This is a genomic window from Arthrobacter zhaoxinii, from assembly GCF_025244925.1.
GTDB classification, from domain to species: domain Bacteria; phylum Actinomycetota; class Actinomycetes; order Actinomycetales; family Micrococcaceae; genus Arthrobacter_B; species Arthrobacter_B zhaoxinii.
The window spans coordinates 1,859,749-1,882,630 of the sequence record NZ_CP104275.1; the positions used below are offsets into that span (position 1 = coordinate 1,859,749).

Genomic DNA, 22,882 nt, shown 5'->3' on the forward strand with positions numbered 1-22,882 from the left:
CAGAACCAGACCTACGTGAAGGCGGTCGGTATCATGGCTGAACCCGAAAACGCAGGGACCGGGACCGGGGGATCCCGGCCCGCGTCCGCAGCGGCCGTAACAGGCACCGAGGCACGCCAACTGAACGTCCTGAGGGACAAACTTCGAAATCTGGACCGGCAGCTTGCTGCCCTTACCCACAACAACGCCCGGCTCGTGGCCATGCTGGAGACCGCGAAAGCTGAGATCATCCGGTTGAAGGACGCCCTGGAAAACGAGGGCGCCACGCCCTTCAGCTTCGGGACGGTGATCGCCGTGAACCAGCGCCGCGACGCAGTTCCCGGCGTCACCACCATCGCGGCTGCCCAGGAAAGCCTGGACATCATCCAGTCCGGCCGCAAGCTCCGCGTGGCGGTGTCACCCCTCCTGGACCTGGGACAGATTGTCCCGGGCCAGGAGGTGCTGCTGAACGAATCCCTCACCGTCATTGCCGCCCTCGGGTTCGAACGCGCCGGAGAACTGTTCACGGTGAAGGAACTCCTGGACCCGGACCGGGTGCTGGTGATCGGACGGGCCGACGACGAACGCGTGGTCCGGCTCAACGGCCCCCTGGGCCGGGAAAAGGTCCGGGTGGGGGACGCCCTCACCGTGGACACCCGCATCGGTTACGCGCTGGAGAAGATCCCGCGCAGCGAAGTGGAGAACCTGGTCCTGGAAGAAGTGCCGGACATCTCCTACGCGGACATCGGCGGCCTCGGCCCGCAGATCGAACAGATCCGTGACGCCGTCGAACTGCCGTTTATGCACCCCGACCTCTACCGTGAGCACGGGCTGAAGCCGCCCAAGGGCATCCTGCTCTACGGCCCTCCCGGCTGCGGCAAGACGCTGATCGCCAAGGCCGTGGCACACGCCCTGGCGGCACGGGTGATGGAGCAGACCGGCACGCTCGGCGCCCGCAGCTACTTCCTGAACATCAAGGGTCCCGAGCTGCTGGACAAGTACGTGGGGGAGACCGAACGCCACATCCGGCTGATTTTCGGCCGTGCCCGGGAGAAGGCCTCCGACGGCAGCCCCGTGGTGGTGTTCTTCGATGAAATGGACTCGCTGTTCCGCACCCGCGGCACCGGGGTGTCCTCCGACGTCGAAACCACCATTGTTCCGCAGCTGCTCAGCGAGATCGACGGCGTGGAGAAGCTGGAGAACGTGATTGTCATCGGCGCTTCCAACCGCGAGGACATGATCGATCCGGCCATCCTGCGTCCGGGCCGCCTGGACGTGAAGATCAAGATCCAGCGGCCCGATGCCGAGGGCGCGGCGGAGATCTTCGCCAAGTACCTGACCCCGGACCTGCCGCTGCACAGGGATGACCTGGCCGAGCACGGCTATGATCCGGTGGAAACGGTCAACGACATGGTCCGGCGCACGGTGGAGAAGATGTACGCCGAGGACAAGGCCAACGAATACCTGGAGGTCACTTACGCCAACGGCGACACCGAGATGCTCTACTTCAAGGACTTCAACTCCGGGGCCGTCATCCAGAACGTGGTGGACCGGGCCAAGAAGTACGCCATCAAGGACCTGCTGCAGCTGCACCAGCGCGGCCTGCGCATTGAACACCTGATGCGCGCCGTCGTGGATGAATTCCGCGAGCACGAGGACATGCCCAACACCACCAATCCGGACGACTGGGCACGGATCTCCGGGAAGAAGGGCGAGCGGATCACCTACATCCGCACCATCGTCCAGGGCAAGGCAGGCCAGGAACCGGGCCGGACCATCGAAACCGCCGCCAACCCGGGGCAGTATCTGTGACCGTGCGCCGCGTCATGGGGACGGAAACCGAGTACGGCGTCCTCGCTCCGTCCCTGCCGTCCGCCAACGCCACCGTGCTCTCCAGCCAGATCGTCAACGCCTATGCCGCTACTCTGCGGACCGGTGCAGGCAACCTGTCCGGGACCCGCTGGGACTATACGGACGAGGCACCGCTGAATGACGCCCGGGGATTTGCCGTTCCCCGGGCTGCGGCGGATCCCACCTCCCTTACGGACGAACCGCCGGTGCTGGACGCGGAACAGATCGCCATGGAGGGCGGCGGCCCGGCCGCACTCTACGGAGAGCAGACGCAGGACAATCCGGTGCTGATGAACATGGTCCTGGGCAACGGTGCACGCCTGTATGTGGACCACGCCCATCCCGAGTATTCCTCGCCCGAAGTGACCCGGCCGCGCGATGCGGTGCTGTGGGACAAGGCGGGGGATGCAGTGGTGCTGGCCGCCATGCGGCACATTGCCAGGATGCCCGGGTTCGCGCCCGTGCATCTGTACAAGAACAACACCGACAACAAGGGTGTTTCGTACGGGTCCCATGAGAACTACCTCGTTCCCCGCAGCGTCCCTTTCGGAGCCCTTGCCAGCGGGCTCGTGCCGTTCTTCGTGTCGCGGCAGGTCATTGCCGGGTCCGGCCGGGTGGGCATCGGTACCAACAACCAGCGGCAGGGCTTCCAGCTGAGCCAGCGGGCGGATTTCTTCGAAACGGAAGTGGGACTGGAAACCACCATCCGCCGTCCGATCATCAATACCCGGGATGAGCCGCATGCAGTGGCGGAAAAGTACCGGCGCCTGCACGTGATCATCGGGGACGCGAACCTCAGCGAGGTGTCCGCCCTGCTGAAAATCGGCACCACGTCGCTGGTGCTGTCCATGATCGAAGCCGGCACCGCCCCCGCCGTCGAGCTCCGCGACCCGGTGGGCGCGCTGCAGGCCATCAGCCACGACCCGTCACTGGAGCAGCTGGTGGAGCTGACCGACGGACGGATGGTCACGGGCCTGGACCTGCAGGAGATCTACTTCGAAGCGGCTGCGGCCCACTCCCGGGCCGGCGGCGAAACGGATCCGGACACCGAAGACATCCTGGCCCGCTGGTCCGGGCTGCTGGGCACCCTGAAGCGGGATCCGCTGGAGGCCGCCGCTTCCGTGGACTGGGTGGCCAAGCTGAAACTGCTGCAGGCCTACCGCGAGCGCGACGGGCTGGCCTGGTCCGATGCAAGGCTGCACCTGGTGGATCTGCAGTACTCCGACATGCGGCCCGAGAAGGGTCTGTACTACCGCTTGGCGGCCCGGGGGCAGATGGAACGGGTGCTCACCGATGAGGAGATTGCCCGTGCCGTCACCTCCCCGCCGGATGACACCCGTGCCTACTTCCGGGGGAACTGCCTCACCCGCTTCCCGAAGGAAGTGATCGGGGCGAGCTGGGATTCGATCATCTTCGAATTACCCTCCCGCCGGAGGCTCCAGCGGATCCCCACCCGGGAACCGCTCCGCGGAACCCGGGCACTGACCGAGGAACTTTTCAACGCTTCGGCCGATGCGGAGGATTTTGTCACCAGACTCCTGACCGGTTCCGACACCGCCGTGGCACCATAGGACTAGGATTCAACCCCCGGGCAAGAAAGGGCTAGGCATCATGGCAACCCAGGACCGCAGAAACACCGGAACGCATCCCGTTGAAGAAGAGGAAACCGAGGCCGTCCCGCCCCCCGCAGCCGAAGCGGAGGCCTCTACCGAGACCGAGGGCGTGGACGACCTGCTGGACGAGATCGACGGCGTGCTGGAGAGCAACGCCGAGGAGTTCGTCCGCGGCTTCATCCAGAAGGGCGGTCAGTAACGGATGGCCCCCCGGGACCCTGCCGACTCCATTCATCAAGCCCCGTCTTCTTCCTTTACCGACCATCTCACCCGCCACCGCCCGGAACTGCTGCCCTCCTCCCGGTCCCTGGGACCGGCGTCGAACGGTTCCGCGGCGGAGCTGGCACCGCAGGCCACCACCATTGTTTCCCTCACCTACGCGGGGGGAGTGCTGATGGCAGGGGACCGGCGGGCCACGATGGGCAACATGATTGCCAGCCGGCATATCAAGAAGGTCTTCCCGGCGGACCATTTCTCCGTGCTGGGCATCGCCGGAACGGCGGGGCTCGCACTGGACATGATCCGGCTGTTCCAGGTGGAACTGGAGCACTACGAAAAAATCGAAGGCACACCCATGAGCCTGGACGGCAAGTCCAACCGGCTCGCGGCGATGGTGCGCTCGAATCTTCCGCTGGCCCTGCAGGGGCTGGCCGTGGTGCCGCTGTTCGCCGGGTTCGACACCCAGCGGCGGACCGGCCGGCTCTTTTCCTACGACGTCACCGGGGGCCGGTATGAGGAGTACGAGCACCACAGCGTCGGCTCCGGCTCGGTGTTCGCACGCGGTGCCCTGAAGAAGCTCTGGCAGCCGAACCTGGACGAGGAGGATGCGGTCCGGGTGGCCGTGGAGTCCCTCTACGACGCGGCCGACGACGACTCGGCCACGGGCGGCCCGGACATGGTGCGCCGGCTCTGGCCGGTGGTCTATGTGGTCAACAGTGCAGGCAACCGGGAGATCCCCGAGCGGGAACTGCAGCAGCTGTCCCGTGACCTGATCTCAAGGCGCACCGCCGCCGGACTGGAGGCGTAGCCGTGACCCAGCAGTTTTATGTCTCACCCGAACAGCTGATGAAGGACCGGGCGGACTTCGCCCGGAAAGGCATCGCCCGGGGACGCTCGGTGGTGGTCCTGACCTGCCGCGACGGCATCGCCCTCGTGGCGGAGAACCCTTCACCCTCCCTCCACAAGCTCAGCGAAATCTACGACCGGATCGGTTTCGCCGCCGTCGGGAAGTACAACGAATTCGAGTCCCTGCGCCAGGCGGGCATCCGGTTCGCCGATGTACGCGGGTACTCCTATTCCCGCGACGACGTCTCGGCGCGGGGCCTGGCCAGTGTGTACGCGCAGAGCCTGGGCTCGGTGTTCACCACCGAGGGGAAACCGTTCGAAGTAGAGCTTGCCGTAGCGGAGGTGGGGGAGGACCCGTATTCGGACCGCCTGTACCGGCTGAACTTCGACGGCTCCATCGCGGACGAAAGCAATTACACGGTGATGGGCGGCCAGGCTGAAATCGTCAACGAAGCGCTCAGCCGGAGCTGGAACCAGGACGCGGATTTCGCGTCCGCCGTCCGCACGGCCGTCAAGGCACTCTCAGCCACGCGGTCGGCAGAAGGTTCCGGCAACGGACAGGCGGCGGAACCACTGGGAGCCGGGCTGCTGGAAGTAGCCGTCCTGGACCGGGATCCGCTGTCCACCCGCGGCACCGTGAGGGCATTCCGCAGGATAAACACCGTTGAGCTGGACCGTCTGTTGTCCAGCGCGGAAGGAGACTGATGGACCGCAGGATCTACGGGGTGGAAACCGAATTCGGCATCGCCTACTCCGGACCCGATTCACGTCCCCTTTCCCCCGAGGAAGTAGCCCGCTACCTGTTCCGCAAGGTTGTCAGCTGGGGCCGCTCCTCCAACGTTTTCCTGACCAACGGCTCACGCCTGTATCTCGATGTGGGATCGCACCCCGAGTACGCCACCGCCGAGTGTGACGATCTGGCGCAGCTGGTGGCGCACGACCGCGCGGGGGAGCTCATCCTCGAGGACCTGGTGGAGGAAGCGGAAGACCGGCTGAAGGCCGAAGGGTTCAACGGCAGCGTCTATCTCTTCAAGAACAACACCGATTCCGCCGGCAACTCCTACGGCAGCCACGAAAACTACCTCATCCCGCGCAGGCTCGAATTCTCCCGGCTGGCGGACATCCTTATTCCCTTCCTGGTCACCCGCCAGCTCCTGGTCGGGGCAGGCAAGGTCCTCAAGACCCAGTCCGGGTCCCTTTACGCGTTCTCCCAGCGGGCGGACCACATCTGGGAGGGTGTGTCCTCCGCAACCACCCGCTCCCGGCCCATCATCAACACCCGGGACGAGCCGCACGCCGACGCCGAGCATTACCGCCGCCTGCATGTGATTGCCGGCGACTCGAACATGTCCGAGACCACCATGCTCCTCAAGGCCGGTTCCGTGGACCTGATGCTCCGGATGATCGAGGCCGGCGTGCTGATGCGGGACCTCCGCCTGGAGAACCCGATCCGGAGCATCAGGGAAACCTCCCACGACCTTTCGGGCCGGCAGCCGCTGAAACTGGCCAACGGGTCCACCATGACACCGCTGGACCTGCAGCGGATCTACCTGCAGCGGGCCATGGACTTCGTGGCTGCAAACGGCGAGCACAACCGGCATGTCGGCCGGGTCCTGAACCTGTGGCAACGGACCCTGGACGCCATTGAATCCGGCGACCATGCGGGCATCGACACCGAGGTCGACTGGGCGATCAAGAAGAAACTGGTGGACCGCGTCAGCGAGCGGCACGGACTCGAAATGTCCTCCCCGCGGCTGGCCCAGGTGGACCTGACCTATCACGACATTTCGCGGCGCCGCGGATTGTTCTATCTGCTGCAGGCCCGGGGGGAAACGGCCCGCGTGGTCGAGGACAGCGACATCAAGGAAGCCGTGGACCAGCCGCCGCAGACCACCCGGGCCAAACTGCGCGGCGACTTTGTCCGCCGGGCCAAGGCCGCCAACCGGGACTTCACGGTGGACTGGGTCCACCTCAAGCTCAACGACCGTGCCCAGCAGACGGTGTTGTGCAAGGATCCGTTCGCCTCCGTGGACGAGCGGGTAGAGGCGCTGCTGTCCACTCTCTGACCCGTCCGCCGCGCGTACCTAGGCTTCATCCAGCCGGACCGGCTAGTCTGGGCAGTTGCGGCCGTGCGGCGTTGAGCTGCCCGGTATACCGGCATCCGCCCGGGGCCGCTGTGCTCACCGTCCACCACTGAAAGAAGTACTGTGCGTAAAGTACTAGCCATTCTCCTGCCTTTCCTGCTGTTCCTGACCGCATGTTCCGGCGGCGACTCCGACAAGGCGGCCGGCCAGGAAGGTGTTTTTGATTCCGTGAAGGTCACGGTCAAGGACCAGGAAACACCCCCTGAGGTTGAATTCGATGCACCCCTGGACATCACTGAAGGCGCAGCCAAGGTAGTCCACACCGGCGACGGGGAACCGGTTGCCGAAGGCCAGAGCGTCAGCTTCAAATTCGTCGCGCTGAACGCCGACGATGCCAGTGTCCTGGGCGACACCTACGCCCAGGACGCGGTGACGCTGGCGGTAAATGATTCGCTCAAGGAACAGGACCCGGCCCTGTATGAGGTTCTGCTGGGCACCAAGGTCGGCTCCCAGGTCGCTTATGCCTTCCCTGATGCCCAGGCTGAAGCCGGCAGCGGCGACGAGCCTACCCAGGTGATGATCCTGAACCTCCTCAGCGCCGTGGACACCGTCCCGACGCTTACTCCGGATGAAGCAGCCGCCCGGAATGAGGACGGCACCCTGCTGATGAGCAGCGAAGACGTTCAGGCCTTGGAGGCCGACGGCAAGCTTCCCGAGGTCAAGTTCGCTGAAGACGGCACCCCGTCCATCACCGTTCCCGAAGGTGCCGAGGAACCGGACCGCCTGATCGTGAAGGTCCTTGAAGAAGGCGACGGTCCGGTGCTCGAATCCACCGGCACGGTTGTAGCCGACTACCTCGGTGTCGGCCTGCGGGACGGCGAGACGTTCGACTCCAGCTACGAGCGCGGCGAGCCTGCCGAATTCCCCCTCGCCAACGTCGTCTCCGGCTGGACCTACGGGCTGGCCGGCCAGAAGGCCGGTTCCAAGGTCCTGCTGGTCCTGCCGTCCGAGCTGGCTTACGGTGACCCCTCCTCCGGCGGCAGCCCCTCCGGTCCGCTGGTCTTCGTCGTGGACATCAAGGAAGTCAAGTAGCCTTAACACCTGACCCACCAGACATAAGGAGCACCAATGTCATTCGGAAAGCGTGAATACGACCGCCAGAAGCCGGAAATTGATTTCCCGGCCCACGACGCACCCACCGACCTCGTCATTGAGGACCTTGTGGTCGGCGACGGCCAGGAAGTCAAGGCCGGAGACACGGTTTCCACCCACTACGTGGGCGTAGCCTTCTCCACCGGCGAGGAGTTCGACGCGTCCTGGAACCGGGGCACGCCCCTGGACTTCCGGGTGGGCGTTGGCCAGGTCATCCAGGGCTGGGACCAAGGACTGCTGGGCATGAAGGTCGGCGGCCGCCGCCGGCTGGAAATTCCCTCCTCCATGGCCTACGGCGACCGCGGCGCCGGTTCCGCCGTGGCCCCGGGCGAGTCCCTGATCTTCGTTGTGGATCTGCTCGGCGTCCGCTGATCCGGACTCCTGTGAAAGGGGCGGGACCGCTGTCATCAATGACGGCGGTCCCGCCCCTTTCGCATGCGGCGGCCCGGAAGGGAGGTAGATTAGCTCCCGTGTCCGCCAAGAGAACCGAACGCCTGCTGAACCTGGTCATTGCGCTGCTTTCCACGCGCAGGGGCTTCACCAAGCACGAGTTGTTCGAAGAGATTGAACTGTACTCAGAAGCCGCCACCGCCGATGCGCGGGAGAAACTCTTCGACCGGGACAAGGCGTTCCTGCGCGAGCAGGGCATTCCGGTGGAGTCCTACAGCGAAGAGGCAATGTTCGAGGACAACACCACCCAGCGCTACCGCATCCGGCAGGACGCGTACCGGCTTCCGGGTGTCCGCTTCACCCCCGAGGAATCCGCCGTCCTGACCCTGGCTGCCCGCATGTGGGACCAGGCCTCGCTCGGCTCCGCCGCAGCCCGCGCGCTGCGCAAACTCTCCGCCCGGGGCGTGCTGCCCGAAGACGCCGCCGCCATCCCCCTGCAGCCCAGCATCCGGACCAACGATCCGCATTTCGACGAGGTTTGGCGCGCTGCCACCACCCGCACCCCCGTGACCTTCGGCTACCGGCCGCCGGGCTCCGCCGCGCAGTCCGAACGCCGGGTGCAGCCGTGGGGGATGGGCAGCCGTTTCGGCCACTGGTACCTGGTGGGTTACGACCTGGACCGCGCAGCGGAACGGATCTTCCGGCTTTCCCGCATGGAGGGTCCGGTCCGGCTGCGGCCGGGCACGTACACCGTACCGGCGGACTTCGACATCGACACCTCGCTGGCCTCCCTGGATGATGTCTATGCTCCGCAGCCGGCAGTGGTGGATGTACGCCCCGGGGCCGGAGCTGCGCTGCGGCTGCAGGCGGAATCCGTGGACGCAGCAGACGCAGGCCGGGACCGGCTGCATCTGCTGGTCCGTGACCTGGACGCGCTGGCCGCTGACACCGCTGCGCTGGGCGCGGCCGCCGTCGCCGTCGCGCCCACTGAGTACGTGGACGCCGTCCGCACGGCCCTCACGCGCGCACTGGAAGCCCAGAGCCTGCCGCTGCCCGGCTTCGAGCTGGCCGACGCCCCCGCTCCGGCGCGCCGCCCGGCGGCCGCGGGTGCACAGGACCACCTCACCCGCCTGCTGGACCTGGTGCCCTACGTGCTGGGGAACCAGGGCGCAGATATGAACGAGACCGCTGCTGCCTTCGGTGTCAGCAAGGAACAGCTGGCCAAGGACCTGGACCTGCTGTTCGTGAGCGGGCCGCGGCACTACCCCAACGGACTGATGGACGTCAGTTTCGACGACGACCGGATCTACATTGAGAACGCCGAGAACCTCTCCGAACCGGTGCGTTTCGGCATGGACGAGGCCGCGGCCCTGATCGTGGGGTTGGACACACTGTCGGCGCTGCCGGGCATCGGTTCCTCCGCCGCCGTCGCCAGCACCCTGGAGAAACTGACCGAAGCCGCGGGGGAGGCCGGCAGCGTCGGCACCGCCGTCGCGGCACGCCTGGACGATGCTGCCGGCGGCACCGTGCTGGCTGAACTCCAGCAGGCAATTGCCGGCACGCGCCAGCTCGAACTCCGCTACCTGGTGCCGCGCCGCGACGAAGTCACCCTCCGCACCGTCGACCCCCGGCGCCTCTTCTCCGTGGACAACACCTGGTACCTCGAGGCGTGGTGCCACCGGGCGGAGGCTCCGCGGAATTTCCGGGTTGACCGTATCCACGGCGTGCGGGAGACAGGGCCGGCGCTGACCCACGCCCCGGAGCCCGGGGCTGCGTTCCCCGCCAGTCTGTTCACTCCCGGCCCGCTGGATCTGCGGGTCACCCTGGTCCTGGAACCCGCCGCCCTCTGGGTCGCCGAGGCCTACGACGCCGAACGCACGGCTGCGTTGCCGGACGGGCGGACGGCGGTGGAGCTGCGTACGGCCGACACCGGCTGGATTCCGGCCTTCACGGCCCGGCTGGGCGGAACGGCCTCCGTCGCGGCGCCTGCCGAGCTGCGCCAAGCCACCCTCGCCTGGCTGCAGGAGGCTGCCGCAAACTACCCGCCCGCCTAGCTGCCGGTCGGACCGGCCAGGCAGTCTCCACTATGCTGGAGGTATGCCTTGGTGGTCCTGGATACTGATTTGGCTTGCCCTCGCGGCAAGCGCCGCGGGTTTCTATGCCCTGATCGGCTACCGGCTGTTCAAGCGGTTCCTCGGTATCCTCCGGGAATTCGAAGCTGCGTCGGCGAAGCTGTCCTTCAACGCTCCGGACACCGTGAAGTCAACGGTCGTCGACGAGGTGCCCGCAGGCATCTTCACGGAGCCGGCCCAGGCACGAAAGGCCTACGACGCCGGTAAGACGGCCCGCAGCGAAGCCAGACGGCGCCGCCGTGTCGAGCGGCGTATGGCCAAAGGCCAGCCGCGGGCATGGCGCGATTTCCCGGAACTCTGACATAGTATATTTTCCAACGAAAGGACACCGCCATGAGGCTTGAAGGCTGGCAAATCATCGTCATTGTTGTACTGGCTATTCTGCTCTTCGGCGCTCCGAAGCTTCCGGGGCTGGCAAGGAGCCTGGGGCAGTCCCTTCGCATCTTCAAGTCCGAGGTACGCCAGATGAAGGACGAGAGCCCTTCGAAGCCCGCGGACACCGATCCGGTTCAGGGTCGGGTCGTGAACCCCGAACAGCATCCTGCGGCGTCCGACCAGACGTTCTTCCCCGGGCAGACTCCGCCGTCCGGCACCCCGGGAGGTTCCCCGGATTCTGCGGGTAACCCGCCCACCAGCCGCTAGCAGCCGTGGCGCTGCGTAAAGGGCGCAAATCCAACCCCGAAGGGCGGATGGCCCTTAAAGAGCACCTGCGGGAGTTCCGCAACAGGCTCTTCAAGTCCGGGATCGCCGTTGTCCTAGGTACCGTCGGCGGGTTCTTCCTGTATCTGCCCGTTTTTGAAGCCCTGACCCAGCCGCTCCTGGACGCAGGCAACAGCGACGGCCGCTTCACCACCATCAACTTCGAGGGAGTCGCAACTCCGTTCGACCAGATGATCCAGGTCTCGGTCTTCATCGGGCTGCTGGTCTCCAGCCCGGTCTGGCTGTACCAGGCGTGGGCGTTCGTCACACCCGGCCTGAAGCGCAAGGAGCGCCGGGCCGCCCTGGGATTCCTGTCCGCAGCCGTGCCGCTGTTCATCGGCGGCGTTTACCTGGCCTGGCTGATCCTTCCCAACGCGGTGCGGGTCCTCACGGAGTTCACCCCCGAAGGCGGCTCCAACGTCATCACGGCCTCGGTCTACCTGGCCTTTGTGCTCCGGCTGCTGCTGGCCTTCGGCATTGCGTTCCTCATTCCGGTCTTCCTGGTGGGGCTGAACCTGGCCGGCCTGCTGACCGGCCGGACCATCATCAAGTACTGGCGCATCACGGTGTTCCTCATCTGCCTCTTTGCAGCCATGGCAGCCCCCGGCGCCGACGCCCTGAGCATGTTCTACCTGGCCGCACCCCTGCTGGCGCTGTTCTCCCTCGCGGTGGGCATCTGCCTGATCAATGACCGGCGCCGCCTCCGGAAGCAGGCCGCCCGCGAGGCTGCCGTCGAGGCCGAGGTCGACACGGCAACCCCCGTCGACAAGCTGTAAGGCCGCAGGTACGGCGTTCGCCCACCGATGATTGTGGCATCCGGCTTCGGGCGCAGCGCATAGGCTGGGTTTATGACTTCTCCTTCGGAGCGGTACCTTGCCGCGAAACAACGTTCCGAACATGCCAGGACCCGTCTGGGGGTCTTCGAGCAGTCGCTGGGCTTCGAGCTGGACCCGTTCCAGCGCGAGGCCTGCGGGGCCCTCGAGGCAGGCCGCGGCGTCCTCGTCGCCGCCCCCACGGGAGCCGGCAAGACGGTGGTGGGGGAGTTTGCCGTGTACCTCGCCCTGCAGCAGGGGCTGAAGGCGTTCTACACCACGCCCATCAAGGCACTGAGCAACCAGAAGTACAGTGAACTGGCGGCAACCTACGGCAGCGACCGGGTGGGCCTGCTGACCGGCGACACCAGCATCAACCCCGACGCCGACGTCGTGGTCATGACCACCGAAGTGCTGCGGAACATGCTGTACTCCAACTCGGACACGCTCATGGACCTCGGCTACGTGGTGATGGACGAGGTGCATTACCTGGCGGACCGGTTCCGCGGGGCCGTGTGGGAGGAAGTGATCATCCACCTGCCTTCCGACGTACTGGTCGTGTCGCTCAGCGCCACGGTGTCCAACGCAGAGGAATTCGGTGCCTGGCTGGACACGGTCCGCGGCGACACCGACGTGGTGGTTTCCGAGCACCGGCCGGTACCCCTGTGGCAGCACGTCATGGTGGGACGGGACATCTTCGACCTGTTCGAATCCGATGTGTCCTTCGACGAGGCCGCAGACGAACAGCCGGGCATCAAGGAGCGTTACCGGGTCAACCCGGAGCTGATGGAGCTGGCCCGCTCGGAGTCCCGCGTCAACCAGCGCAGCCACTGGGGCGGGCCGCGCGGTTCCTCCCGCGGCGGACGGCGGGATTCCCCGCGCGGCGGGCGGTCCGGCGCCGGGCACGGCGGCCCGCCGATTTCACGCATCCAGCGCGCCTCCCGCCCGCAGGTCATCGCCCAGCTGGAGCGCAACGGCCTGCTGCCTGCGATCACGTTCATCTTTTCCCGGAACGGCTGCGAGGGCGCCGTCCGCCAGTGTGTCGAGTCCGGGCTGTGGCTGACGGATGAAGATGAACGCCGGGAGATTGCCCGCGTTGTGGACGAAGCCACCCAGGACATCCCCGAGGAAGACCTCGAAGTGCTCGGTTTCTGGACCTGGCGGGAAGGCCTGGTGCGCGGTTTCGCCGCCCACCACGCCGGCATGCTGCCCACCTTCAAGGAAGTGGTGGAACGCCTCTTCGCCGCCGGACTGGTCCGTGCGGTGTTCGCCACCGAAACCCTGGCCCTGGGCATCAACATGCCGGCGCGTTCTGTGGTGCTGGAGAAGCTGGACAAGTTCAACGGCGAAGCGCACGTGGACATCACCGCCGGCGAATACACCCAGCTGACCGGCCGCGCCGGACGCCGCGGGATCGACGTCGAGGGCCACGCCGTCGTCCTGTGGCAGCCCGGCACCGACCCGGCAGCCGTGGCCGGCCTTGCCTCGCGCCGGACGTACCCGCTGAACTCCAGTTTCCGGCCCACCTACAACATGAGCATCAACCTGATTGCCCAGTTCGGCCGGGAACGGGCCCGCGGGATCCTCGAGTCCTCCTTCGCCCAGTTCCAGGCGGACCGGTCCGTCGTGGGCCTGGCCAAGCAGGTACGCTCCCGCGAAGAGTCGCTGGCCGGCTACGAGAAGGCCATGACCTGCCATCTGGGCGATTTCAACGAGTACGCAGCCCTGCGCCGGCAGCTTTCGGACCTGGAAAACACCGCTTCCAAGACCAAGGCCCGGAATCGGCGCAGTTCGGCTGCCGCCTCGCTGGAGAACCTGCGCCCCGGCGACATCGTCTTCCTTCCCGGCGGCCGGAACTCCGGCCACGCCGTCGTGCTGGACGTGGACGCGTCCGCCCGCGAAGTCCGGCCTGCCATCCTGACCGAGGACAAGCAGATCCGGCGCATCAGTGCCGCGGACCTCGACGACGCCCTGGAACCGGTATCGCACATCCGCATCCCGAAATCCTTCAACTCCCGCTCACCCAAGGATCGTCGCGACCTGTCCTCCTCGCTCCGCAATGCCCTGCATGACCACCGGCCGCCGCGGCCGGCAGCCGCCCGCGCCAACGCCATGCACACCGCCGGCACGGAGCGGCAGGAGAAGGCCATAGCGGAACTGCGCCGGAAAATGCGCGCCCACCCCTGCCACGGGTGCAGCGACCGTGAAGACCACGCCCGCTGGGCCGAGCGCTGGTGGAAACTGCGCCGCGAAACCGACAACCTCGTGGGCCAGATCCGGGGCCGCACCAACACCATCGCCAAGACCTTTGACCGGGTCTGTGACGTGCTGACCCGGTACGGCTACGTCACCCCGGACGAGACCGGCACCGACGGCGTGACCCCCGCCGGGCAGAAACTGCGTCGGATCTACGGTGAAAAGGACCTGCTGGTCGCCCTGTCGCTGGAACACGGGGCCTTCGATGACCTTGATGCCGCCGAACTCGCCTGCCTGGCCTCCGCCCTGGTCTACCAGGCCAAACGGGAAGAGCGCGGACTGCGGCCGAAAATGCCCAGCGTTTCGCTGGAATCGGCAGTGGACACCGTCATCCGCCAGTGGTCCGAACTCACGGACCTGGAAGAAGCGTCCCGGCTGCCCCAGACCGGCGAGCCGGAGCTGGGACTGGTGTGGCCCATGTTCAAGTGGGTCAAGGGCAAGCACCTGCAGGTGGCCCTGAACGGCACCGAACTGGCCGCGGGGGACTTTGTCCGCTGGGCCAAGCAGGTGATTGACCTGCTGGACCAGCTGGCCAAGGTTCCGGATCTGCCGGCGGGCATGCGCCGCCGCTTCCTGGACTCCATTTCCCTGGTGCGGCGCGGCGTCGTCGCCTACTCCAACGTCGGCGACTGAACCCCGCCTCCCATCCCAACGTGCTACAGAAAACAGGTGAGTCCTTGAACGGCAGTGAAATCCCGAGCGCCCGCACCCTGACGCTCTACCGCAACGGTTCGGTCTACAGCGCCGGCGATCCCTTTGCCACCGCCATGCTGGTCGACGGCGACACCGTGGCCTGGGTCGGTTCCGAGCAGGCCGCTACCTCCATCCAGGACAGCAAGATGGACGTGGTGGATCTGCAGGGCGCACTGGTTGCCCCCGGTTTCGTGGACTCCCACGTCCACACCACCGAACTGGGCATGTCCCTGACCACCCTGGACCTGAGCGGCTGCACCTCGCTTGCCGACCTGCTGGACAAAGTCTCGGACTATGCGGCCGGAACCACCGGACTGATCCTGGGGTCCAACTGGGACGAGTCGCGCTGGCCGGAACGGCGCGCGCCCACCGCTGCGGAGCTTGATGCTGCGTCCGGCAACCGGGCCGTCTACCTCTCCCGCTCCGATGTGCACTGCGCGGCCGTGTCCGGCACGCTGGCGGCGGACCTGCGGCTGCAGGAATACGACGGCTGGGACAACGGGTTCGTTGTCCGTGCCGCCCACGACGCCGCCCGCACCGTCGCGCGCGACGCCGATCCGGACCAGCGCGCAGTGTTCCAGGTGGCCGCCCTGAAGCACGCCGCTTCCCGCGGTGTGGTGGCAGTGGCCGAAATGGCCGCACCCCACATCGCGCCGCCGGAGGACCTGCGCCGGCTGCTGGGCCTCGACGGGCCGCTCGGCGACGAGCCGCTGCCGCAGGTCCTGCCGTACTGGGGCCAGCTGGTGGAGAACGAGGCAGAAGTAACCGGCCTGGTGGACTTCTTCGAAGGCCGACTGTTGGGCCTGGCCGGGGACCTGAATATTGACGGTTCCTTCGGCGCCCGGACCGCCGCGCTCCGCGAGGGGTACACCGACCGTCCCGAAACCACCGGCACGATGTACCTGACGGCGGAACAGGTCGGGCGCCATCTCGAACTGATGACCCGCGCCGGGCTGCAGGGCGGCTTCCACGTCATCGGCGACGCCGGCATGGACACCGCACTGGCCGGACTGCGCATCGCCGCCGACGCCGTCGGGGAGGCGGCTGTCCGGGCGGCCCACCACCGGCTGGAGCATGCAGAACTGACCGATGACGCCGCCATCGCAGAACTGCTGCGCTTTGGCGTCAGTGTCAGCCTGCAGCCCGGGTTCGATGCAGCATGGGGCCACCCCGGCGGACTTTACGAGCAGCGCCTCGGCGACAGGCGCGAAAACATGAACCGCATGGCCTCGCTGCTCTCCGCCGGCGTGCCCGTCGCCCTGGGTTCCGACACTCCCGTCCTGCCGCTGGACCCCTGGTCCGGTGTGCGCGCCGCAGTGTCCCACTCCAACCCGAAGGAGCGGGTCTCGGCGCGGGCCGCGTTTATCGGCCACACCCGGGCCGGCTGGCGCGCGGCAGGGGAGAGCAATTTCATGCGGGGCCAGCTGGCCGCCGGTGCCCCTGCGTCCTTCGCACTCTGGGAGGTGCAGGAACTGATGGTCCAGACGCCGGATGCCAACGTCTCGGCATGGAGCACTGATCCACGCGCGGGAACCCCGCTGCTGCCCGCCCTGGACAACGGCGACCAGCCGCGCTGCCTGCAGACGGTCCACAACGGCCGGGAGCTCTACCGCGCATCGGATCTGATGTGAACGGTAAAACTACCCGTCCGCTCCCAGCCCCCCGGAACTGCGTCTGACCTGCAGGAACACACAAACGTCCTAGTCAGCGGCCTTATTGACAGGGGCCGACCAGCACGTAGGCTATGAGCAACGCAGTCGGGGCCGGCTGATTCAGGCATACCGGGCGCTGTACTGGATCTCTTCCAGAGGGTGCTTTGGGGGCCGTTTTACCGGATCCGTGCTGCCATGGCCCGCACTACGTGCACCGGAGCAGATGCTCCGCCGTGCCGGTGACCGGGTCCGGCATTACACAACCGGGTGGGTTCAACCGTCAGTAGAAAACAGGTCCGGCAGTTGCGCCGGAACTGGCCCGAAGACGGCTGGACCCGCCCGGTTGTGCTGTCCGGAGCCCCGGGGCCCGACCTGACGCGCCGAGTACTCCCATATACTGGATAGTCTGCCGGGGGAGTTCTCCAGTCCCGGCCCCGAACACCGCGGCGTGCGTCCGCTGAAAGGCTTACCGAGTGCGTGTCCTGACCATCATCCCCACATACAACGAGATCGAGTCGCTCCCCATCACACTGAAGCGGCTGCGGAACGCAGTTCCCGATTCGGATGTACTGATTGCGGACGATAACAGCCCGGACGGCACCGGTGCCTACGCCGACAAAATCGCCGCTGAAGACCCGCAGGTGCACGTACTGCACCGCAAGGGCAAGGAAGGGCTCGGAGCGGCGTACATTGCCGGCTTCCGATGGGGCCTGGAACGCGGCTACGACATCCTGGTGGAAATGGACGCCGACGGCTCGCACCGTCCGGAGGAACTGCCCCGGCTGCTGGAGGCTTCCAAGGCCGGCGCAGACCTCGTCATCGGTTCCCGCTGGGTCACGGGGGGATCGGTGGTCAACTGGCCGCTTCACCGCAAACTGCTCTCCCGTGCGGGAAGCACATATTCGCGGTTCATGCTGGGCATCCCGGTCCGCGATATCACGGCCGGCTACCGCGCCTTCCGCCGCGGCACCCTCGAGCAGCTGGACCTGGGCGCCGTCGAATCCGTGGGCTACGGCTTCCAGGTGGACATGACGTTCCGCGTGGCACGCATGGGGCTGTCCATCACCGAGGTGCCGATTACCTTCGTTGAGCGCGAGCTGGGGGACTCGAAGATGAGCGGCAACATCGTGGTCGAGGCGATGGCCAATGTGACCCGCTGGGGACTGACCGCCCGCTGGCAGAAGCTCACCGGACGCGGCTGAGCCACCACGAAAAAGCGGGGCGGCTGCCAATTGGCAGCCGCCCCGCTTTTTGTCTCTGCTGTGCGGCCGAAATAAACGGCCGGTGCGCCAGAGCTAGGCGCTGGTGCGCTCTCCGCGGCGTTCACGCAGGATGTTCAGGCGGTCCTGGAGGATCGTCTCAAGTTCCTCGATGCTGCGGCGTTCCAGCAGCATGTCCCAGTGCGTACGCACGGGCTTGTCATTGCTGGTGTCCGGCTTTTCGCCGTTCACCAGAAGGGCTTCCTTGCCGGTCTTGGAGATCCAGACCGGCGGGATGTCCGCTTCGGCAGCGAAAGTTACGAAAACACGCTCGCCGTCCTCACAGCGGTATTCCACCCGCTGGCGGGGAGCCGGCTCCACACCGGATTCAGTCTCCATGCTCTGCGCGCCGAGGCGCATACCCCGCAGGCTACGATCGCTCATCTTTTCTCCCTCTTCAATCCGCTGGATCCGCTGGCGGATCCCTTTGTTATGCCGGTGCCAAACCCGCCTGCCGCCCTGGGGGCGGACCGGCCGGCCGCCTTGCCGCCACAGTTCTTACAACGCCGACGGCGCTGCAGCTGTTCCCGACGGCGGTCCCGTTCGGTGCCGCAGCTATTGTCCGGCAAACAGACAATTATACCGGTACGCGCACGGAACCGCCTACCAGGCGGCTTTAGAGCCCGCCGGTGCTGCCCGGTGCTGCAGCGGAACCGGCGCTCTGTGCCGGAGAGGTGCCGTTGGAGGACTGTTTGACCGAGTCCGGGACAAAGTCACCCAGTGCGCTGCCGACACCCTTAAGTGCCTCGCCGAGTTCGCTGGGAATGATCCACAGCTTGTTGGACGTGCCTTCGGCCAGCTTCGGCAGGGTCTGCAGGTACTGGTAGGCGAGCAGCTTCTGGTCCGGATTGCCCTTGTGGATGGCTTCGAAGACCTTGGCGATGGCCTGGGATTCACCGTCTGCGCGCAGGATGGCGGCTTTCGCGTCACCCTCGGCAGCCAGGATGGCGGCCTGCCGGCGGCCTTCGGCGGTGAGGATCTGCGACTGCTTGGTGCCTTCGGCCGTCAGGATGGTTGCGCGCCGTTCCCGCTCGGCCCGCATCTGCTTCTCCATGGAATCCTGGATCGACAGGGGCGGTTCAATGGCCTTGAGCTCCACCCGGGAGACCCGGATGCCCCAGCGGCCGGTGGCGTCATCCAGGACGCCGCGCAGCTGGCCGTTGATCTGGTCACGGGAGGTCAGCGCCTCTTCCAGGTTCAGGCCGCCCACCACGTTGCGGAGCGTGGTGGTGGTCAGCTGTTCCACGGCCTGGATGTAGTTCGCGATTTCATACGTCGCAGCCCGGGCGTCGGTGACCTGGAAGTAGACCACGGTGTCAATGGACACCACCAGGGAGTCCTCGGTGATGACCTGCTGAGGAGGGAAGGAGACCACCTGTTCGCGCAGGTCCAGCAGCGGCAGCATGCGGTCCACGAAGGGAATCAGGATGGTCAGGCCGGGGTTCAGTGTCCGCTGGTACTTGCCGAGCCGTTCCACCACACCCGCCCGGGCCTGCGGGACAATCTTGACCGCCTTGACCAGGACGACCAAAACAAAGATCACCAGGACGGCAAGAATGACAAGGACTGCTGTTGCGCTCATGTTCCCCCTCTGAGTCCGCCGGACCCGGAAAGAACCCGGCGGTTTGGTTCAGCAGGACCCCGGAAAGGACCCCGCGCTTTCGGCCGGCGGACGGGCCGCCGGAGTTCGTCAGTAAGTTGCTGTTTTTTCGGTGCCCGCGGCCTGGACCAGTGCCGTGGCACCGTCGATGCGTGCCACACTGACCTCGACGCCGGCAGGCAGCCGGGACCCGTCGACGCTGCGGGCGGTCCAGGTATCGCCGCCGATCTTCACCGTTCCCGAGGAACCCGTCACGGACTCAAGCGTCAGAGCGGGAGCGCCCACGATCCGGTCGATATTGGACAACTGGTCCTTGGTGGTGTGCTGCAGGTGTTTCAGCGCCAGCGGGCGGATGACCCCGATCATGAGGACGGACACCACCGCAAACACCACTACCTGCAGGAACAGCGGGACGGCGAAGAACGAGGTCAGCATGGCGGCGAGGGCGCCCACGGCGAGCATTCCGAAGAACAGGTCCAGGGTGAGGGCCTCCACGGCAGCGAAGCCAAGGAAAAGAACCAGCCAGAGGGCCCAGCCGTAGCTGAGCATCCATTCGTAGACTTCCTGCATCACGTTTTCCCCTTGTCTCCCGGACCTGCTGCAGGCACGCTGTGCCGGCGTTTAGTTCATTCTGCCCGAGTCCGCGGCGCAGACCTAGTGCCGCAGACGTCGGAAGGATAACGTTTCGCGCCGCGCGGGCTCAGCCGGCGCGGAAGATCTGCAGGGTGAAGGATGCCGTCACCGCAACGGGATCGGGCAGGGCTGCCAGGGTCCGCTCAAGGACGGCCGGGTCCAGGTGCCGGGCGGAGGGACCCATCAGCACCACGTTTCGGAGGTCGGAGCGGTGCAGCCGCATCGAGTAGGTGCAGTGCCCGGTATGCAGGGGAGTGAACCCGGACGCCAGTGACGCGGCGACCCGTTCCTCCTTCTCGCCCGCGATGCCTAGCATTGCCGCCTCTGCCCGGATTTCCTGCAGGTGCTCCGGCCGGGGCGTCACCACGGCCAGGATGCCGCCGGGGGCCAGGACCCGGTGGAATTCGGGCGGGTTCCGCGGTGCGAAAACATTCAGGACCACATCCACGGACGCATCCCGCAGCGGCAGCTTCCTCCAGACGTCCCACACCAGCGCGTAGGAGCCGGGCAGTGCCCGGGCAGCCCGGCGCAGGGCGTATTTGGAAATGTCCAGTGCCACCGCGGAGGCGTCCGGAAGCGGGCGGAGCACCTCGCCGAGGTAATAGCCGGTGCCCGCTCCGGCGTCGAGGACTGCTGCCGCGTCCGGTGCGGCGGCGGCCACGAGCCGTGCCAGCTCGGCCGCCATGGGCTGATAGTGACCTGCTGCCAGGAAGTCGGCGCGGGCCTGGACCATGGCCGCGGTGTCGGCCTGGAATTTGGTGCCGCTGCCCGTGAGGAGATTGAAGTACCCCTGCTTGGCCGCATCGTACCGGTGCCCTGCGAGGCAGCTGAGGGTCCGGAAGCCGTCGTCGGGTTCGAGGCCTGCTCCGCAGACGGGACAGACCAGCAGCGGCAGGGAAGGCATAACTCCATCCTAAGGCGGCAGTTGGCCCGGACGTCCGCGGACATTAGGCTTCGGAGCGTGAACCCACGTGACCTGTCTCTCATCAATTCCCTTTCCGCCCCTGCCGTGCATCCCGATGCACTGCACTGCGTGGTCTCTGTGACCCGCCCGGACTTCCGTGCCGATGCCTATACCGGGCAGTTGTGGCGCGTCCCGCTGACGCCGGGAGGCCGGCCGCGACGGCTCACCCGCGGTTTCCGCGACACCATGCCCAAGTACAGTGCCGACGGTGCCAGCCTGGGTTTCCTCCGGGCAGCACCGGGGGAACCGGCACAGCTGTACGTGCTGGGCGCGGGCATCGCGGAGCCCGTGCAGCTGACGGACGCACTGCTGGGCGTCTCCTGGTTTGAGTTCTCACCGGACGGGGGCAGCGTGGTCTTTTCCTCCCGGGTGCCGGAGGAGGGCCGGTACGGGACCACCGACGGCGTAGGACCCGGCGCCGAGGATCCCCGGCTCATCACGACCTTCCAATACCGGATGAACGGCGTGGGCTACACCGGCGACAAACCCGTGCAGATCTTCCACGTGACCCTCCCGGACCTCGACGCCGGGCCGTACATCGAGCCCCGGGGGAGGGCGATGGATGACGCCGGCTCCGAAACCGGGCTGCCCGACGCCGTGCAGCTGACCTCCGACGCCGCGGACCACCTGCAGCCGGTGTTCTCGGCGGACGGAAGCAGGATCCTGTTCACGTCCTCGCCGGACCTGGACGCTTCCCTCGTCTCCGATGTCTTCAGCATCCGCCCCGACGGTACCGGCCTGACCCGGCTTACCAGCCACGACCCCGGCAACCCGCTGACGGTCTCGGACCCGGTGGAGAGCACCAACGGCCACTGGCTGTTCTACCTGGGCCAGGAGGTTTCCGTCACCGGCACCGATTTCGTCGCCCGCAACACCGCCCTGTATGCGGCACCGGCTGCGGATCCGACGGCGGTCCGCCGCCTCACGGACCCGGAAACCGTCGACCTGTCCGACGGCACCATCGTGCCGCATCTGGGGGCCGAGGTACTGGTCTTTAACCGGACCCGCGGAACGGGGGAACTCCTGGCCGTGGATCCCCGCGGACGCGTGGAAGTGCTGGCAGCCGGCCCCCGGGTCATCGAAGCCGCCGGATCGGCGGACGGCACCGTGGTGGTCAGCTACACCGATCCGCAGACGGCCGGCGACCTTGCCGTCGTCGACGACGGCGGGTTCCGCACGGTCACGGATTTCTCCGAAACGCTCCGCCGGGACACCGTGGTGGCACTGCCGGCGGAGGAAACCCACCCCTCCGCGGACGGCTATCCCGTGCACGGCTGGCTGGCCCTGCCGGAGGGGCCCGGCCCGCACCCGGTGCTGCTCAATATCCACGGCGGACCGTTTTCCCAGTACGGCTGGGGCTATTTCGACGAGACGCAGGTCTACACCAAGGCCGGCTATGCAGTATTGATGTGCAATCCCCGGGGGTCGGCCGGTTACGGGCAGGCGCACGGCCGCAGCATCAAGGAAGCCATGGGCACCCATGACCTGGCCGATGTCCTGGCCTTCGTGGACGGTGCGCTGGCCGCGCATCCCGAACTTGACGGAAGCCGGCTGGGGATCATGGGCGGTTCCTACGGCGGCTACCTGACCGCCTGGACCATCGCGCACGACCACCGGTTCACCGCCGCCGTGGTGGAACGCGGCTTCCTGGATCCGCTGTCCTTTGTCGGCTCGGCGGACATTGGCTGGTTCTTCAGCGCCGGCTACACCGGCACCGATCCGGCCGCGGTCCGGGCGCAGAGCCCGATGGCGGTCGTGGACGCCGTCCGCACCCCCACCTTCGTGGTGCATTCCGAAGACGACCTGCGCTGCCCGGTGGAGCAGGCACAGCGCTATTACACCGCTTTGAAGCTGCGCTCCGTGCCCACCCAGATGCTGCTCTTCCCCGGCGAAAACCATGAGCTCTCCCGCAGCGGCACACCCTGGCACCGGCGCCGGCGCTTTGAACACCTGCTGAACTGGTGGTCCCGCTGGCTCCCGACGCCGCAGAATCCGTCCCCGGAGCAGGCACGTGAGCCGGAACCGGTCCGGGCCTAGGGTCCGCCGGG

General features: G+C 66.8%; 20 protein-coding genes. 16 read left to right on the plus strand and 4 right to left on the minus strand.

What is annotated here, in order from left to right; genetic code table 11:
• Positions 1–33: 33 nt before the first annotated feature.
• The 15 genes from arc to N2K95_RS08730 all read left to right on the plus strand — a co-directional run bounded on the left by arc (position 34) and on the right by N2K95_RS08730 (position 17,580).
• Complete coding sequence (gene arc / locus N2K95_RS08660; RefSeq protein ID WP_255792034.1) at positions 34–1,791, plus strand: proteasome ATPase; 1,758 nt, start codon at positions 34–36, stop codon at positions 1,789–1,791.
• Between the two features lie 14 nt (positions 1,792–1,805).
• On the plus strand, positions 1,806–3,401 hold the full coding sequence (gene dop, locus N2K95_RS08665) for a depupylase/deamidase Dop (protein WP_260653769.1): 1,596 nt from the start codon (positions 1,806–1,808) through the stop codon (positions 3,399–3,401).
• Positions 3,402–3,441: 40 nt separating this feature from the next.
• Positions 3,442–3,642, plus strand: coding sequence for a ubiquitin-like protein Pup (locus N2K95_RS08670; protein WP_255792033.1), 201 nt, complete (start codon positions 3,442–3,444; stop codon positions 3,640–3,642).
• Between the two features lie 3 nt (positions 3,643–3,645).
• Positions 3,646–4,470: a proteasome subunit beta gene (gene prcB / locus N2K95_RS08675; RefSeq protein WP_260651244.1), complete on the plus strand. Its 825-nt coding sequence runs from the start codon at positions 3,646–3,648 to the stop codon at positions 4,468–4,470.
• A gap of 2 nt (positions 4,471–4,472) precedes the next feature.
• Positions 4,473–5,213 carry a proteasome subunit alpha gene (gene prcA / locus N2K95_RS08680; protein ID WP_260651245.1) on the plus strand — a complete coding sequence of 247 codons (741 nt, stop codon included), beginning with the start codon at positions 4,473–4,475 and terminating at the stop codon, positions 5,211–5,213.
• Positions 5,213–6,574 carry a Pup--protein ligase gene (pafA, locus tag N2K95_RS08685; protein ID WP_260651246.1) on the plus strand — a complete coding sequence of 454 codons (1,362 nt, stop codon included), beginning with the start codon at positions 5,213–5,215 and terminating at the stop codon, positions 6,572–6,574. Before prcA ends, pafA begins: the two co-directional genes overlap by 1 nt.
• Positions 6,575–6,715: 141 nt before the next feature.
• Entirely contained in the window at positions 6,716–7,684 is a 969-nt protein-coding gene (locus N2K95_RS08690; RefSeq protein WP_260651247.1) for an FKBP-type peptidyl-prolyl cis-trans isomerase, read from the plus strand.
• A gap of 36 nt (positions 7,685–7,720) precedes the next feature.
• Positions 7,721–8,116 carry an FKBP-type peptidyl-prolyl cis-trans isomerase gene (locus tag N2K95_RS08695; protein WP_260651248.1) on the plus strand — a complete coding sequence of 132 codons (396 nt, stop codon included), beginning with the start codon at positions 7,721–7,723 and terminating at the stop codon, positions 8,114–8,116.
• 98 nt (positions 8,117–8,214) lie between these two features.
• Positions 8,215–10,188: a helix-turn-helix transcriptional regulator gene (locus N2K95_RS08700; protein WP_260651249.1), complete on the plus strand. Its 1,974-nt coding sequence runs from the start codon at positions 8,215–8,217 to the stop codon at positions 10,186–10,188.
• 43 nt (positions 10,189–10,231) lie between these two features.
• Complete coding sequence (locus N2K95_RS08705) at positions 10,232–10,567, plus strand: hypothetical protein (protein ID WP_260651250.1); 336 nt, start codon at positions 10,232–10,234, stop codon at positions 10,565–10,567.
• A gap of 32 nt (positions 10,568–10,599) precedes the next feature.
• On the plus strand, positions 10,600–10,908 hold the full coding sequence (gene tatA, locus N2K95_RS08710) for a Sec-independent protein translocase subunit TatA (protein ID WP_255792021.1): 309 nt from the start codon (positions 10,600–10,602) through the stop codon (positions 10,906–10,908).
• Between the two features lie 47 nt (positions 10,909–10,955).
• A complete protein-coding gene (gene tatC / locus N2K95_RS08715; protein WP_260651251.1) occupies positions 10,956–11,741 on the plus strand; it encodes a twin-arginine translocase subunit TatC in 786 nt (261 codons plus the stop codon).
• Positions 11,742–11,813: 72 nt separating this feature from the next.
• The gene (locus N2K95_RS08720; protein ID WP_260651252.1) at positions 11,814–14,666 is read left to right on the plus strand and encodes a DEAD/DEAH box helicase; all 2,853 of its coding nucleotides are present in this window, start codon (positions 11,814–11,816) and stop codon (positions 14,664–14,666) included.
• Positions 14,667–14,710: 44 nt separating this feature from the next.
• On the plus strand, positions 14,711–16,357 hold the full coding sequence (locus N2K95_RS08725) for an amidohydrolase (RefSeq protein ID WP_260651253.1): 1,647 nt from the start codon (positions 14,711–14,713) through the stop codon (positions 16,355–16,357).
• Positions 16,358–16,851: 494 nt separating this feature from the next.
• A complete protein-coding gene (locus N2K95_RS08730) occupies positions 16,852–17,580 on the plus strand; it encodes a polyprenol monophosphomannose synthase (protein ID WP_255792016.1) in 729 nt (242 codons plus the stop codon).
• A 93-nt stretch (positions 17,581–17,673) separates the two neighbouring features.
• Here the strand turns inward: N2K95_RS08730 and N2K95_RS08735 are convergent, their stop codons facing one another.
• The 4 genes from N2K95_RS08735 to N2K95_RS08750 form a co-directional block, all read right to left on the minus strand.
• Complete coding sequence (locus N2K95_RS08735; protein ID WP_227911401.1) at positions 17,674–18,021, minus strand: RNA polymerase-binding protein RbpA; 348 nt, start codon at positions 18,019–18,021, stop codon at positions 17,674–17,676.
• Between the two features lie 232 nt (positions 18,022–18,253).
• On the minus strand, positions 18,254–19,219 hold the full coding sequence (locus N2K95_RS08740; RefSeq protein ID WP_260651254.1) for an SPFH domain-containing protein: 966 nt from the start codon (positions 19,217–19,219) through the stop codon (positions 18,254–18,256).
• Positions 19,220–19,327: 108 nt separating this feature from the next.
• Positions 19,328–19,807, minus strand: coding sequence for an NfeD family protein (locus tag N2K95_RS08745; protein WP_255792820.1), 480 nt, complete (start codon positions 19,805–19,807; stop codon positions 19,328–19,330).
• A gap of 130 nt (positions 19,808–19,937) precedes the next feature.
• A complete protein-coding gene (locus N2K95_RS08750) occupies positions 19,938–20,774 on the minus strand; it encodes a methyltransferase domain-containing protein (protein ID WP_260651255.1) in 837 nt (278 codons plus the stop codon).
• A 57-nt stretch (positions 20,775–20,831) separates the two neighbouring features.
• Between N2K95_RS08750 and N2K95_RS08755 the strand changes: the two genes are divergently transcribed.
• A complete protein-coding gene (locus N2K95_RS08755) occupies positions 20,832–22,871 on the plus strand; it encodes a S9 family peptidase (protein WP_260651256.1) in 2,040 nt (679 codons plus the stop codon).
• Positions 22,872–22,882: the final 11 nt, after the last annotated feature.